Consider the following 13,804-nt stretch of genomic DNA (forward strand, 5'->3'; position numbering starts at 1 on the left):
TCGCGACCGCGCGGGGTTCTTGTTTGAACATTCGGCGGGGGCGGCGATGACGCGTGTCGTGCACCGGGGGCTCGACCCGAACGCCGTCATCGGCGGCATGCAGATCTCGTATCTGGCCCGCAGCGACGAGACCGCCGACGGCCTGGGCATCTACCGGGTCGCGATGGATCCGCGGACACCCGGTGCCGGACTGCACCGCCACGCGCGGCTGACCGAGACCTTCTCGGTCGAAGCGGGCCGGCTCGCCCTCCGGGTCGCGGACGCCGACCACGACCTCGGGCCGGGCGACTTCGCGCTGATCCCGCCCGGCATCGCCCACGCCTTCGCCAATCGCGGCGACCAGCCGCTCCGCTTCACCCTGAGCTTCGCGCCGGCGCTCGGCCGCGAGGGTTTCTTCGAGGGACTGGCACGGCTGGCCGCGGAGGGCCGGCTCGCCGATCAGGCCGCGACGACCGACCTGATGGCGCGCTACGACCAGGAGCCGCTGGCCGGGTTCACGGGCTGGAGCGAGGTCAGCGGCTGAGCCGCTGCGCCCCGCGTCTCGGGCTCGGCCACGCTGACCTTGCGGTCCCGGCCGGCGGCGAGGCCGATGAGGATCGCGGCCATGGCAACGCTCACGAACAGAGCTCCCGGCACACCCCAGCCGCCCGTGGACTCGTGGGCGAGACCGAAGGCCAGCGGCCCCAGACAGGCACCCGTGTAGCCGATGCCCTGCGCCATGGCCGAGAGCCCAGCGGCGCTCGCCGCGTCGGCGGCACGGAGGACGATCAGGGTGAGCCCGAGGCCAAAGCAGCCGCCGATGCCGAAGCCCAGCGCGCCGGCGGCCGGGATTCGCAGGGAATCCGCTCCGAAGGCGAGGACCAGGAAGGCCGCAGCGGTGAGTCCCGGGATCGCGACGATCCAAGCCCGCTGATTCCGCGCACGGGCGGCCAGCGTGGCCGTCAGCAGCGCCCCGGGGGCCTGGACCAGCGTCGTGAGTGAGGCATAGAGGCCGGCATCGAGAGGAGAGAGGCCGCGTCCCTGCAGCAGCAGGGGCAGCCAGCCGAACAGGATGTAGGCGAGGGACGACTGCAACCCCATGAAGCCCGTCACCCACCACGCCAGCGGGCTGCGCAGCAGCCGACCGATCGAAGGGGCTTTCGTCGAAGCAGACCTGCGGGCGAAGGGGATCCACAGGAAGGCGGCGGCCAGCGCCGGCAGCGACCAGATCGCCAGCGCGGACGGCCAGCCGCCCGCGAGGGCGTGCTCCACCGGGACCGCCGCACCGGCCCCGGCCGCCGCGCCGAGGCAGAGGGTCATCGTGTAGAGACCGGTCATCAGACCGCCGTTCCCGGCGAAATCGCGCTTGACCAGGGCGGGCAGGAGGACGTTGTCGAGGCCGATCCCGATGGCGGCGAGCGCCGTGCCGGCGAAGAGCGGCACGAGGCCGCCGAGGCCGCGGAGCGTCAGGCCGGCCACCAGGATCGTCGAGCCGGCGAGCACGGCGAGATCGGGTCCGATCCGCCGGATCAGCGGTGCGGCCAGCGCGCAGGCGATGCCGAGGAACAGGACCGGCAGGGTCGTCAGGATCGCAGCCCCGCCTGCCCCGAGCCCGGTCTCGTCCCGGATGGTCGCCAGGAGGGGGCCGACCGTGCTGAGCGCCGGCCGCAGGTTGAACGCGACCAGCATCAGCGCGAGGCCGAGCAGGAGACGGTTCGCGGTAGCGGGCTCCGACCTCACGGCCGCCGCCGTGCGACGACGGCCCCGCCGAGGCAGACGGCGAGCATCAGCGCGAAGGCGGCATCGCCGAACTGGCCGTAGAGCGTGCCGCCGACGATGCGGGCGGGCAGGTCCGCGTCCAGCCAGGTCTCCTCGTCGAGCGCCGTGTGGGCGACGATGCGGCCATGCGGGTCGATCACCGCGGAGATCCCGGTATTGGCATCGCGCACGAGCGGCAGACCCTCCTCGACGGCGCGCAGGCGCGCCTGGGCCAGATGCTGGCGCGGGCCAGGCGTGTCGCCGAACCACGCGTCGTTGGTGACGTTCAGGATCAGCCCAGGCGGCTGCGGCGACGGCGCGGCAACCCCGGCGGGCAGGATCGCGCCCGGGAAGATCGCCTCGTAGCAGATCGTGGCCGCCACCGGAGGCAGGCCCGGAACCGTCAGGATCCGCTGCCCGGCGCGCGACCCGGCCGAGAAGCCGCCCGGGATGGCCACGAACTGGCGCAGGCCGAGCGTCCGCAGGGCGGCGTCGAGGGGCGCCGGCAGGTACTCGCCGAACGGGACGAGGTGGACCTTGTCGTAGCTGTCGGAGATCCGGCCGTCGGCCCCGATCACCATCACGGCGTTGTAGTAGCGCAGGCGCTCACCCGGCAGGGGCTCCTCGGCGCGGGCCGCACCGGTGATCAGCGCCTGCCCGGTCTTCAGGCCCGCCGCCACCTTGGCCAGCGCGTCGGGATCGCGCTGGATCAGGAACGGGAAGGCGGATTCCGGCCAGACGATGTGGGTCGGCTCGGGGGCGCCGGCCTCGGTCGGGCGCTGGCTCAGCTCGATGTAGCGGTCGACGATGTCAGCCCGGTTCTCCGGCCGGAATTTGGCGTCCTGCGGAAGGTTGGGCTGCACGAGGCGCAACCGGACCCCGGCCACGACCGGATCGGGCGAGCCGAGCCGGGCGGCGCCGTAGAGGGCCATGCCGACCAGCACGATCACGGCGGCGGCGCTCGGTCCGAACCGAGCACGCGGACGCGACCCGGTGGCAAGCGTCGCGGGGGCCGCGCAGACGAGCACAGCCAGGATGGTGAGGCCGTAGAGACCGATCACGGCAGCCCACTGCATCAGCCAGAGGTTCTGCGCCAGGGCCATCCCGAGGGTGTTCCAGGGAAAGCCGGTGAACAGGTGGCCGCGCAGCCATTCGGCACCCCCGAGCCCGAAGGCGAGGGCCGCGATGCGTGCCGGACCGCGCCCCCACAACAGACCCGCCGCCCCGAACCCCGCGCCGTAGAACAGGCCCAGCGCGAAGGGCAGTCCGACGACGCCAAGGGGCAAAGCCCAGAGGAACTCATCGGCCTCGACGAGGAAGGCCTGGCCCAGCCACCACAGGCTGGCGGTGAGATAGCCGAAGCCCCAGGCCCAGCCGATCAGGAAGCAGGGCCGGAACCGGCCCAGCGTCGTCCGCCCGGAGACGGCCCCGTCCTGGAGCCAGACCGCGACCGTCAAGGACAGGGCCAGGGCCGGCAGGATCCCGTAGGGCGGCATGGCCAGCGCCCCGAGCACGCCCGCGAGCCACGCCAGCCCGAGCCGGCGCCAGCCGGCCAGCCGGGCGATCGCCAGGACGGCGCGCGGCACAGGCGCCCGCTCCGGATCCGACATGGGACCCCGCATCGGGCCACGCATGGGTGCGCCGGCCGCCGCAGGCGACCGGGCGAAACCATCCGCCAGGCCCGTCACGAAGCGACCGTCACGGGTGCGGCGTCTCGGCGATCGGGGTGCTCGATGGCGGGGGCAGGGCGAGCGGCACGACGGTCCCGATCCGCGCCGCGCCCTTGTGGAACCGCAGCCGCTTCAGGCGGCGCGGATCGGCGTCGAGCACCTCGAACTCGAGGTCGCCCGGGCCGGCGATCAGCTCGCCCCGCGACGGCACGCGGCCCGCCAGCGTCACGATCATGCCGCCCAGCGTGTCGATCTCCTCGGCCATCTCGCCCACGGCCGCTACGAGGTCGACGCCCGTCACCTCCGAGACCTCCGCCAGCGGCGTGCGCGCATCGGCCACGAACACCTCGCCTTCGCCCTCGACACGTTGGACATACTTGTCCTCGGCGACGTCGTGCTCGTCCTCGATGTCGCCGACCACGACCTCGATAAGGTCCTCGATCGAGATCAGCCCGTCGGTACCGCCATACTCGTCGATGACCAGCGCCATGTGGGTGCGGGTCGCCTGCATCCGCACCAGCAGGTCGATCGCCGGCATGGAGGGGGGCACGAACAGGACCGGCCGCTGGATGCGCGCCGCTGCCAGCGTCGTCGTCAGGTCGACCTTGCCGAGGTCCAGCCCGCGCGGCAGGCGCACCGCGGGCCGACGCGGCCGCGGCGTGGGGGACGCCTCCGCCGCGCCCTCGGCCACCGTGTCCGCGGGCTTCACGACGGTGGGTGCGCTGCGCCGCGTCGGCTCGGCCTTGGCGGCGATGTGATCGACGAGGTCGCGGATGTGGACCATGCCGCGGGGATCGTCGAGGGTCTCGCCGTAGACCGGCAGCCGGGAATGTCCCGCCGTGCGGAACAGCTTGAGCAACTCGCCGAGGCTCGTGTCGTTCGACACGGCGACGATGTCGGCCCGGGGAACCATCACGTCGTCGACGCGCACCTTGTGCAGGCCGAGGACGTTCTTGAGCATGATGCGCTCGAGCGGGGTGAGGCCGCTCTCGCCGGCATCCGGCTCGGCCAGTGCTTCCTCAAGGCCCTCGCGCAGGGAATCGCGCGGCTTGAGATGGAGCGCCTGGAGCAGGCGGTCGTACCAGGGCTCCCGGTTCTGGGACTCGCCCTCGTTGGAACTGGGCGCGGCCAGGGCCGCGCCGCGACTTCGATCGTTGCTCATGTCTCTCGGGTCTGGGGTCGCTCGGTTGTCGCGCGCTCAGGCATAAGGGTCCGGAATGCCCAGCGTCGCGAGCGCCGCGACCTCGAGGGCTTCCATGGCATCGGCCTCGGCCTCGCCGATCTCGTGGTCCTGACCGAGACAATGCAGGGTGCCATGAACGAGAAGGTGGGCGAGGTGATTCTGGAGCGGCTTCGACTGCTCGGTACTCTCGCGCACCAGGGTCTCGTAAGCAAGGACCACGTCGCCCAGCGGCGTCGCGGCCCCGGCATGCCGGGGCTGCGGGGCGGCCGGGAAGGACAGGACGTTGGTCGGTTTGTCCTGTCCGCGCCACGTCCGGTTGAGGTCCTGAACCGCGGTATCGTCCGTCAACAGGACACTGACCTCGATAGGGCCTTCCGGTCCCCCGGGGGCGATGGCGAGGCCGGCCTCCACGGCGCGGGTGACGAGGGCTTCGAGGTCGGGAATCGCCATTTCCCAGCGTGCATCCTCGACGGCGAGGTCGATCTCGTGGGGCATGCTCACGCCAGCGGCCGGCGCCGGGGGTTCGGATTGCGGTCGGCGTCGGCCTCGCCGTGGGCGGCGTGCTCGTAGGCGGTGACGATCCGGCGGACGAGGTCGTGGCGGACCACGTCGACGTCCTTGAACCGCACGTGCCCGATCCCCTCGACGCCCTCCAGCACGCCGACGGCCTCGACGAGGCCGGATTTCTGGCCCGGCGGCAGGTCGATCTGGCTGGGATCGCCCGTGACGATCATGCGCGATCCCTCGCCGAGCCGCGTGAGGAACATCTTCATCTGCATGGATGTGGTGTTCTGCGCCTCGTCGAGGAGCACCACCGCGTTGGTCAGGGTGCGCCCGCGCATGAAGGCCAGGGGCGCGATCTCGATCGTGCCGGTCTGCAGGCCCCGGTCGACGTGGCGCGCCTCCATGAAGTCATAGAGGGCGTCGTAGATGGGGCGCAGGTACGGATCGACCTTCTCGCGCATGTCGCCGGGCAGGAAGCCCAGCCGCTCGCCGGCCTCCACCGCCGGTCGGGACAGGATCAGCCGCTCGGCATGCCCCTGCTCCAGCAGCGACACGGCGTGGCCGACGGCGAGCCAGGTCTTGCCTGTGCCCGCAGGTCCCTCGGCGAAGACCAGCTCGTTGGTGCGCAGGAGCTTGATGTAGGCGTCCTGCGCCGGGTTGCGCGCCCGCACGGCCCCACGCTTGCGGGTTGCGATCTGCTCGAAATGCGGCTTGTCGGCCTCGACCGCGATGACCTCGGCCGGGAACAGCGTTGCCTGGGCGGTGGCCTCGCGGATCGCGCCGTCGACGTCGCCGAGGGTGAGCGTGCTGCCGCCGGTCCGCACCCGGGCGTAGAGCTTCTGGAACACCCGACGCGCGGTCTCGGCCGCGTCGGCCGGCCCCTTGATGACGAGATGGTTGCCCAGCGCCGTGGCGGTCACGTCCAGCCGGCGCTCGATATGGGCGACGTTCTGGTCGTACTGGCCGAAGACGAGACTCGCGAGGCGGTTGTCGTCGAAGGTCAGCGGCACCTCGACCGCCTCCTCCTGTCCGGCCGGGCGCGCCGGCCCGCGACCCTTCAGGGCGCCGCGCGCGCCCGCCCCGTCCGACGCGCTCAAGCCGTCATCCCCGTCATCATCCTCACGCCGCCGCGGCCTCCGCCACGAGTTCTCCGAACAGGGAGTTTGTCCCCGCCTCGGTGATCCGAACCGGAACCACGCTCCCGATATGGTGGACCGGGGCGTCGAACTGCACGGCGAGCAGGTGCGGCGTCTTGCCCGCGACCTGGCCCGGATGCCGCCCGGGCTTCTCCACCAGCACGTCGAACACCCGTCCCGCGGCCGCCCGCTGGTAGGCGTGGCGCTGGCCGTCGAGGAGCGCCTGAAGCTCGGCGAGCCGATCCGCCATCACGGCCTCCGGCACAGGATCGGTACGGTCCGCGGCCGGCGTGCCGGGGCGGGGGCTGTACTTGAACGAGAACGCGCTCTCGAAGCCGACATCGCGCACGAGCCGCAGGGTCTCGGCGAAGTCGGCGTCGGTCTCGCCGGGGAACCCGACGATGAAGTCGGAGGACAGGGCGATGTCGCCCCGGGCGGCCCGCACGCGGTCGATGAGGCGCCGGTACTGGTCGGCGGTGTGCTTCCGGTTCATGGCGGCGAGGATCCGGTCCGAGCCCGACTGCACCGGGAGGTGGAGGTAGGGCATCAGGGCCGGCACCTCGGCATGCGCCCGGACCAGCGCGTCGTCGAAGTCGTTCGGGTGGCTGGTCGTGTAGCGGATCCGCGCGATGCCGGGGATCTTCGCCACGGCGCGGACCAAGTCCGCCAGGCCGACCGGCGCGCCATCCGCGCCGTCGCCGTGATACGCGTTGACGTTCTGGCCGATGAGCGTGATCTCGCGCACGCCCCCTTCGGCGAGCGTCCCGGCCTCGGCGAGCACGGCCGCCACGGGCCGCGAGACCTCGGCGCCGCGGGTGTAGGGCACCACGCAGAAGGCGCAGAACTTGTCGCAGCCCTCCTGCACGGTGAGGAAGGCCGACGGCCCGAGGGTCCGCCGCCGGGGCAGGTGGTCGAACTTGTCCTCGACCGGGAATTCGGTGTCGACGACGCGGCGCTCCCGGGACCGGGCCAGCAGGTCGGGCAGGCGGTGGTAGCTCTGCGGGCCGACCACGACGTCGACGGCGGGCTGGCGCGCCTGGATCTCGGCGCCCTCGGCCTGGGCGACGCATCCGGCGACGACGATGCGCGTGTCTTGACCCTTCGCCGTCCGCTCGCCCTTCAGGACGCGCAGCCGTCCGAGTTCGGAATAGACCTTCTCGGCGGCCTTCTCGCGGATGTGGCAGGTGTTGAGGACCACGACATCCGCGTCCTCGACCGAGTCGGTCGCCGCGTAGCCCTCAGCGCCCAGGACGTCGGCCATGCGGGCCGCGTCGTAGGCGTTCATCTGGCAACCGTAGGATTTGACGAAAGCCTTCTTCAACGCGCGCCGTCCCGAACCAGTCCGCTTGGATCCTCGTGCCTGCCCCGCGGGGCAGGGCGGCGCGTGGCCTGTAGCACGGATCGCGCGGGCCGTCGCGGCGCCTCGAAACGCGACCGGCCGCCCGCAGGCGGCCGGTTTCCGGATGCGGCGGAGGACCCGCCGCCTCGGTCAGTGCGCGGCCGCGGCCGCGGCGGGCACGTCGATGACCATGTGCTGGAAGAACGGCACGTAGGCCTGCAGCATCACGAACAGGCCGACCAGGCAGGCGAGCGCGATCGAGTGCCAGAACACGAAGCGCAGGATCTTGCCTTCCTGGCCGAAATAGCCGGTGGCCGTGGAGGCGACGACGATCGACTGGGCGTCGATCATCTTGCCCATCACGCCGCCCGACGAGTTCGCCGCCGCCATCAGCACGCCCGGCAGGCCGAGCTGCTCGGAGGTGATCCGCTGCAGGCCGCCGAACAGGACGTTCGAGGCCGTGTCCGACCCCGTGAGCGCCACGCCGAGCCAGCCGAGCAGCGTCCCGAAGAACGGGTACAGGATGCCGGTGCCCGCGAAGGCGAGGCCGAGGGTGGCGTCGACGCCCGCGTAGCGGGTGAGGACGCCGAGGGCGAGCATCGCCGAGATGGTGATCAGCGAGTAGCGCAGCGCCCAGATGGTCTCGACATACGCCGTGACGAGGCGCAGCGGCGAGAACCGCATGATCAGGCCGGAGATGATCGCGGCGATCAGCACGCCCGTGCCGGTGTAGGACATGTAGGTGAACAGGAAGACCGCGCCCTCGGGGGCGGGCTTGGCCACCACCGGCGGCACCTTCATGATCACGTTGTGCAGGCCCGGCACCTCGTACTTCCAGGTGAAGAGCGGGTTGACGATGCCCTTGAACCAGCCGGTTCCCCAGATCGCCACCACGATCGAGAGGATGATCCACGGCACCCAGGCCATCAGGATCTCGCCCTGCGAGGCGGTGCGGGCACCGGTATGGACCGGAGGCGTGCCGGGCACGCCGGCGCCGAGCGCCACCGGACGGGGTCCGGCCACGGCGAGCGACGGATCGTGGCCGCGCAGGGCCGGCGAGGTCCAGATCTCGCCGGGCTGCCAGACCTTCAGGAACAGGACCAGGGCCAGCATCGAGGCGAGCGAGGCGCCGATATCGACGATCCACGGGTTCACGTAGTTCGAGATCAGGAACTGCGCGACCGCGAAGGTGGCGCCGCAGACCAGGATCGGCGGCCACACCCGGATCATGCCTCGGAAGCCCGCGAACACCCAGATCAGCCAGAACGGCACGATTAGGGAGAACAGCGGCAGCTGCCGGCCGATCATGGCGCCGAGGATCTCCGGCGGGTAGCCGGTCACCGAGGCGAGGCCCTGGATCGGCGCGCCGAGCGCCCCGAAGGCCACGGGCGCGGTGTTGGCGATCAGCGACAGGCCCGAGGCGGCCAGCGGCGAGAAGCCCAGGCCGATCAGGATCGCGCCGGTGACGGCCACCGGCGTGCCGAAGCCGCCCGCACCCTCGAAGAAGGCGCCGAACGCAAAGGCCACGAGCAGGAGTTGCAGGCGCCGGTCGGCCGTGATGCCGGCAACCGATTGCTGCAGGATCGCGAACCAGCCCTTCTCCACCGTCAGACGGTAGAGGAAGATGACGTTGAGGATGATCCAGCCGATCGGGAAGAAGCCCGTGACCATCCCGAGGATCGCCGCCCGGGTCGCGAGCCCGGTCGGCATGCCGAAGCCGACGATGGCGACCAGCAGGGCGAGGCCGAGGGCGATGACGGCCGCGATATGGGCCTTCACGCGCCCGCTGGCGATCATGGCGAGCAGTGCGATGACCGGCACTGAAGCAGCGATCGTCGAGAGCCAAGCGCTCCCGAACGGATCGTAAACCTGATTCCAGGTTTGCAACGGGCGTCCTCCGAATGGTCCCGCCTGATGCGGGTTTCGGCCTAGCTAGCAGAGCAGTTCCGCCCGCTCAATGTGTTGCATCATGTATTCCCAGGCCCGTTGCACGGCCGGGCGAGGCCGTGATCGGACCCGAACCTGCGCCCGCGCCGGATCTTCGTCGGAGGGCATCGGGAGCGCGGAACGGTGGCGAGACCGACCTCCACGACGGGATATGGGCGCCCCGAGTAACCCGTACGCACCGGCGTCGAAACAGCGAGCGTGCCGCACATCGCGGCGTCTGCTGAGGAGCAACCCCATGCGCAACCTGTTTCGCCTCGTCTCTGCCGCTCTCCTGACCGGCGCGATCGCCGCCAGCCCGGCCCTGGCCGCCGAGCAGATGGCCAAGGAGCCGATGGCCAAGGACCACATGGCCAAGGAGCCGATGGCCAAGGACAGCATGGCGAAGGACCACATGGCCAAAGACAGCATGGCGAAGGACCACATGGCCAAAGACAGCATGGCCAAGGACGGCATGGCCAAGAAATCCGCGACTCCGGATGCGATGCGGAAGACGGATCCGATGGCGAAATAAGCGTCGCGGACCGGTCAGGCCGGCGCGGCCTCGGGTTCGCGCAGGCCGCGCCCGGCGGGAGTCGGGCGCGGGTTCGGTGCAGCGCCGCCGCGCCCCGCGACCGGGCTCTGCAGCGCAGCGCGGACCTCCGCCTCCGCGGCGGCCGTCGCCGCCTTCCGGTCGGTCGTCGCCTCGAAGGCGATCGGGGCACCCCAGACCACGTGCACGTCGACCGGTCCGCCCCGGATGAAGTCGGCGACATGCGGCGCCAGTTCCATATCGCCGTACCAAGCGATCTCGGCGCGTTCGGCACGCGTCACCGGCAGGCCGTTGCGTCGGGGATAGGCGATCGCCAAGGGCTGAAGGCGCACCCGCCCGCGTCCCGCCTCCGCCTGAAGGGCCGCCCGGGCCGCGCCGACCAGGGAGGAGCGGAACGGCAACAGGCGGGTGCCGTCGCCGGTCGTGCCCTCAGCGAACAGCACCACGAGTTCGCCCTCGGCCAAGCGATGCCCGACCACGGTGCTGACCGTGGCGGTCGCGCCGCGCCGCTGCCGGTCGATGTAGATCGTGCGTTGAAGTCCCGCGAGCGTGCTGACTCCAGGCCAACCGGCGATCTCGGACTTCGCCACGAAAGAGAGCGGGCGCAGCGAGCCGATCACGCTGATGTCGAGCCAGGAGACGTGATTGGCCAGCACCAGGGCCGCCTCACCGGGCTCCGGAGGCGTGCCGCTCTCCGTCACCCGGATCGAGAAGAGGCGAAGGAAGGCACGGTGGAACAGGATCGGCGCCAACGTCGCGCGGCGCCCCAGGAACCGGAGTGCGACCCAGTGCGGCGGCCCGAGCACCGCGAGGGCGAAGGCCAGGGCCGCCATGCGCCATGCGATGCCGAGGCGGCTCACGGCGTCACAGATCGGCGCTCATCGTCAGCGCGGTGGCCCGGCTGCCGTCGGCCTTGAGATAATAGCCCGTCCGCGAGCCCACCTGACGGAATCCGTGACGAGCGTAGAGCCGGAGGGCGGGAGCGTTGCCCTCGTCGACCTCCAGGTGCACGCGCGCGACACCGGCCAGAGCCAGGCTCGACAGATGCTCGCGGAGCAGCTTGCGGCTGTGGCCGCCCCCGCGCAGGGCCGGGGCCAGCACCACCGTCAGGATCTCGGCCTCGTCGGCCGCCCGGCGCGACAGCACGAAGCCCTGGAGCGTGCCTGCGCGCCACAGGGCGTGCGCCTGGGTCGAGCGCTCGCAGAGCATGCGCTCGAACTCGTGCGCATCCCAGGGGCGCGCGAAAGCCGTCGCGTGCAGGCGGGCGAGGGCAGGGGCCTGCGAGGCGTCGCGGAGCGGAGCGACATACGGCTCCGGGGTCAGCGCGTCCCACCACGCGAACCACCAGTCGAACGGCCAGAACGGCAACGGACGCGTCATCGGCGTGCGATCCGCGCGTGGTCCTGCGGCCGGGCATCCGGGCCGCGCAGGTAGAGGGGACGCGGCAGCGCCTGCACCGGATCGGCCACCAGCCCGAGGGAGGCGACCGACGCGATATCGGGACCCGCCACACCGGCAACGCGGGCCTCGACGCCGCGCTCGGCCAGCGCAGCCGCCAGCAAGGGCGCACCGGAGCCGATGAGTACGACGGGGCCGGGACCCAGCCGCTCCGCGGCCGCATCGACCGCGATATGGACCGGGGCGAGGCCGTCACCCGGACCCAGGGCCTGAACGTAGACGGCCCCGTGCCGGGCATCGATCACCGCCGCGATCGTCGCGTCGACGGTCTCGGCCAGCAACGGCGCGAGCAGCGCCGAGAGGGTACCGACGCCGACGACCGGCTTGCCGGTGGAGAGGCCGATGGCCCGGGCCGCCGACAGGCCGACCCGCAACCCGGTATAGCTCCCGGGCCCGACGGTGACGGCGACGCGGTCGATCGCCTCGAAGCCGCCCTCGACCCGTGCGATGACCCGCTCGATCAGCGGCAGCAGGGATTCGGCATGGCCGCGCGCCATCGGCAGCGATTCGGTGGAGAGCGGCGCCTCGGCATCCTCCGTCGCGACGCAGGCGGCGCAGGTGTCCAGCGCTGTGTCGATGGCCAGGATACGCACGCCCACTCCCGCAAGCCGGTCCGGGCCGGCCGTTGCCTGCGCGCCCGAAGGACGCGGAGAACCTCTAGCGTTAGAGCAAAACCGGCGCTTCGTCAGCGGCGCGGCGGCCGGGGCGGGCGCATCGGTCGTGGAGTGTTGCCGGCTTGCGCCGGTGGAGGCCGCGCCGCGAGTGTCCCCGAACCGGCACGGCCTCCGGCAGGGGTGATCCGCCGCCGGAGCAGAAGCCCGATCCGGTGACCCTCACGTCAGGCGGCGCGATCCCCGTCTACCGCGGCGTTCTCAGCGGCCCGAGCGCCGTGGACCGGAGCCTCCGGCCTGTAGACGGCCGGTTCCTTTCCCCTGCGACGTCCGCCCGAGGGTCATGACGTCCGGCATGGTCCCAGGGCGTGTCTGCGCAACGAGGCCCTCAGATCGCCTGGACCTCGCGGATCTCCGGCAGGAAGTGCCGGAACAGGTTCTGCACGCCGTGCCGCAGGGTCGCCGTGGAGGATGGGCAACCCGAGCAGGCACCCTTCATTTCCAGATAGACCACGCCTTCCTTGTAGCCGCGGAAGGTGATGTCGCCACCGTCGCCCGCCACGGCCGGGCGCACGCGGGTCTCGAGCAGGTCCTTGATGGTCACGACGGTGTCGTGATCGGCCTCGTCGTAAAACTCGTCGGCGGCCTCGACCTCGTCGTGGCTGCCCTCGGCCATCACGGGCGCACCGGACTGGAAGTGCTCCATGATCGCGCCGAGCACCGCCGGCTTGACCTGCGCCCACTCGGAACCGTCCTCGGCCTTGGTCACGGAAATGAAGTCGTGCCCGAAATAGACACCCGCCACGCCCGGGACGGCGAAGAGCGCCGCGGCCAGGGGAGACCGGGCGGCGGCCTCGGCATCCCGCGCCTCGAAGGTCGATTCCGACAGGACGACGCGGCCGGGCAGGAACTTCAGGGTCGCCGGGTTCGGGGTGGCTTCGGTCTGAATGAACATGGTGGGATCACTCCGCTGCGCCGGTTCAAGGCCGGCCGGGACAGGCGCCAGGAGGCGCTGCCTGTCATGTGGACCGGCAAGCGGATTTTCTCAACTAGTCGCGCCGCCCTGGGGCGTCCTGGAGAGTGGACATTCGGCCGGCGCCGCGACAGGACGTGCGGCATCGGGATGCCAGTGGAGCCGGCCGTGGACGTGACCGCAGACCAGAGCCTTGCGCAGGACTTGCTGCGGGACTCGCTGAAGGACCTGCGCGAGACGCAGGCCAAGCTGGAAGCGGCGCAGGCCGAGGCAGCCTCGCTCCGGGTCCTGCTCGCCCTGCGCACCCATCAGCACGACCAGGCCTGGCAGGACGGGCGTCGCCTCGCGGCGGCGCTGGAAGACGTCGAGACCCAGGCGAAGGCCGCCCCGCAGCCCGAGGCGGCGCGAGACGGCACTGCCTCGGCCGAGGCCCTGGCCATGGCCGAGGAGCGCACCGAGGCGGTCCGGATCGTCCTGGGTGCCGTCCTCGCCAGCATCGGCCACCGCGCCCTCGACCGCCGCCGCTTTCAGGACTTGATCGCCCGAGCCGGCCGCGAGGCTCCGGACCAGGGTCCCGGCGCAGCCCGTCACGCCGTGCTCCTGACCGAGGCGCGGCGGGTCCTCGGGATCGCCGAATAGGCCGGGCGAGCGGCCGCTCGGGCGCCCGGCCGCCAGGGTTAACCGACGCTTAACCGGGCTCTCCCATCGTCGCTCGCG

At 71.8% G+C, this 13,804-nt stretch carries 14 protein-coding genes; 3 read left to right on the forward strand and 11 right to left on the reverse strand.

The window, feature by feature from the left end:
- Window positions 1-46: 46 nt before the first annotated feature.
- Complete coding sequence (locus ACXJKQ_RS01560; protein WP_457103999.1) at window positions 47-523, forward strand: cupin domain-containing protein; 477 nt, start codon at window positions 47-49, stop codon at window positions 521-523.
- Here ACXJKQ_RS01560 and ACXJKQ_RS01565 read toward each other — a convergent pair.
- The 7 genes from ACXJKQ_RS01565 to ACXJKQ_RS01595 form a co-directional block, all read right to left on the reverse strand.
- Window positions 469-1,719 carry an MFS transporter gene (locus tag ACXJKQ_RS01565; RefSeq protein WP_457104000.1) on the reverse strand — a complete coding sequence of 417 codons (1,251 nt, stop codon included), beginning with the start codon at window positions 1,717-1,719 and terminating at the stop codon, window positions 469-471. The two genes, ACXJKQ_RS01560 and ACXJKQ_RS01565, sit on opposite strands and share 55 nt — an antisense overlap.
- On the reverse strand, window positions 1,716-3,347 hold the full coding sequence (gene lnt / locus ACXJKQ_RS01570) for an apolipoprotein N-acyltransferase (protein WP_457104001.1): 1,632 nt from the start codon (window positions 3,345-3,347) through the stop codon (window positions 1,716-1,718). Before lnt ends, ACXJKQ_RS01565 begins: the two co-directional genes overlap by 4 nt.
- Window positions 3,348-3,435: 88 nt before the next feature.
- Complete coding sequence (locus tag ACXJKQ_RS01575; RefSeq protein WP_457104002.1) at window positions 3,436-4,569, reverse strand: hemolysin family protein; 1,134 nt, start codon at window positions 4,567-4,569, stop codon at window positions 3,436-3,438.
- Window positions 4,570-4,605: 36 nt separating this feature from the next.
- Window positions 4,606-5,085: an rRNA maturation RNase YbeY gene (gene ybeY, locus ACXJKQ_RS01580; protein ID WP_457104069.1), complete on the reverse strand. Its 480-nt coding sequence runs from the start codon at window positions 5,083-5,085 to the stop codon at window positions 4,606-4,608.
- Between the two features lie 2 nt (window positions 5,086-5,087).
- Window positions 5,088-6,191: a PhoH family protein gene (locus ACXJKQ_RS01585; protein ID WP_457104003.1), complete on the reverse strand. Its 1,104-nt coding sequence runs from the start codon at window positions 6,189-6,191 to the stop codon at window positions 5,088-5,090.
- A gap of 22 nt (window positions 6,192-6,213) precedes the next feature.
- The gene (gene miaB, locus ACXJKQ_RS01590; RefSeq protein ID WP_457104004.1) at window positions 6,214-7,551 is read right to left on the reverse strand and encodes a tRNA (N6-isopentenyl adenosine(37)-C2)-methylthiotransferase MiaB; all 1,338 of its coding nucleotides are present in this window, start codon (window positions 7,549-7,551) and stop codon (window positions 6,214-6,216) included.
- A 168-nt stretch (window positions 7,552-7,719) separates the two neighbouring features.
- Window positions 7,720-9,456, reverse strand: coding sequence for an L-lactate permease (locus ACXJKQ_RS01595; RefSeq protein ID WP_457104005.1), 1,737 nt, complete (start codon window positions 9,454-9,456; stop codon window positions 7,720-7,722).
- A gap of 295 nt (window positions 9,457-9,751) precedes the next feature.
- Here ACXJKQ_RS01595 and ACXJKQ_RS01600 point away from each other — a divergent pair, with 295 nt between their 5' ends.
- Window positions 9,752-10,027 carry a pentapeptide MXKDX repeat protein gene (locus ACXJKQ_RS01600; protein WP_457104006.1) on the forward strand — a complete coding sequence of 92 codons (276 nt, stop codon included), beginning with the start codon at window positions 9,752-9,754 and terminating at the stop codon, window positions 10,025-10,027.
- A gap of 14 nt (window positions 10,028-10,041) precedes the next feature.
- Here ACXJKQ_RS01600 and ACXJKQ_RS01605 read toward each other — a convergent pair whose 3' ends face one another.
- The 4 genes from ACXJKQ_RS01605 to ACXJKQ_RS01620 all read right to left on the reverse strand — a co-directional run bounded on the left by ACXJKQ_RS01605 (window position 10,042) and on the right by ACXJKQ_RS01620 (window position 13,069).
- Window positions 10,042-10,905 (reverse strand): lysophospholipid acyltransferase family protein, encoded by an 864-nt coding sequence (locus ACXJKQ_RS01605; protein ID WP_457104007.1) that lies wholly within the window; start codon window positions 10,903-10,905, stop codon window positions 10,042-10,044.
- Window positions 10,906-10,909: 4 nt separating this feature from the next.
- A complete protein-coding gene (locus ACXJKQ_RS01610; RefSeq protein ID WP_457104008.1) occupies window positions 10,910-11,425 on the reverse strand; it encodes a GNAT family N-acetyltransferase in 516 nt (171 codons plus the stop codon).
- Window positions 11,422-12,096 (reverse strand): tRNA (adenosine(37)-N6)-threonylcarbamoyltransferase complex dimerization subunit type 1 TsaB, encoded by a 675-nt coding sequence (gene tsaB, locus ACXJKQ_RS01615; protein WP_457104009.1) that lies wholly within the window; start codon window positions 12,094-12,096, stop codon window positions 11,422-11,424. The genes ACXJKQ_RS01610 and tsaB overlap by 4 nt, the downstream gene beginning before the upstream one ends.
- 406 nt (window positions 12,097-12,502) lie before the next feature.
- Entirely contained in the window at window positions 12,503-13,069 is a 567-nt protein-coding gene (locus tag ACXJKQ_RS01620; RefSeq protein ID WP_457104010.1) for a NifU family protein, read from the reverse strand.
- A gap of 186 nt (window positions 13,070-13,255) precedes the next feature.
- Here ACXJKQ_RS01620 and ACXJKQ_RS01625 point away from each other — a divergent pair, with 186 nt between their 5' ends.
- Window positions 13,256-13,726: an atp-dependent helicase gene (locus tag ACXJKQ_RS01625; RefSeq protein WP_457104011.1), complete on the forward strand. Its 471-nt coding sequence runs from the start codon at window positions 13,256-13,258 to the stop codon at window positions 13,724-13,726.
- The last annotated feature ends 78 nt before the right edge of the window (window positions 13,727-13,804 follow it).

Source organism: Methylobacterium sp. P5_C11 (assembly GCF_054049775.1).

What these genes read in the sequence shown, in the direction of transcription:
- lnt (WP_457104001.1), bottom strand. Translation starts at nt 3,347, where the DNA reads ATGTCGGATCCGGAGCGGGCGCCTGTGCCGCGCGCCGTCCTGGCGATC.
- ybeY (WP_457104069.1), bottom strand. Translation starts at nt 5,085, where the DNA reads ATGCCCCACGAGATCGACCTCGCCGTCGAGGATGCACGCTGGGAAATG.
- ACXJKQ_RS01600 (WP_457104006.1), top strand. Translation starts at nt 9,752, where the DNA reads ATGCGCAACCTGTTTCGCCTCGTCTCTGCCGCTCTCCTGACCGGCGCG.
- ACXJKQ_RS01620 (WP_457104010.1), bottom strand. Translation starts at nt 13,069, where the DNA reads ATGTTCATTCAGACCGAAGCCACCCCGAACCCGGCGACCCTGAAGTTC.
- ACXJKQ_RS01610 (WP_457104008.1), bottom strand. Translation starts at nt 11,425, where the DNA reads ATGACGCGTCCGTTGCCGTTCTGGCCGTTCGACTGGTGGTTCGCGTGG.
- ACXJKQ_RS01560 (WP_457103999.1), top strand. Translation starts at nt 47, where the DNA reads ATGACGCGTGTCGTGCACCGGGGGCTCGACCCGAACGCCGTCATCGGC.
- ACXJKQ_RS01575 (WP_457104002.1), bottom strand. Translation starts at nt 4,569, where the DNA reads ATGAGCAACGATCGAAGTCGCGGCGCGGCCCTGGCCGCGCCCAGTTCC.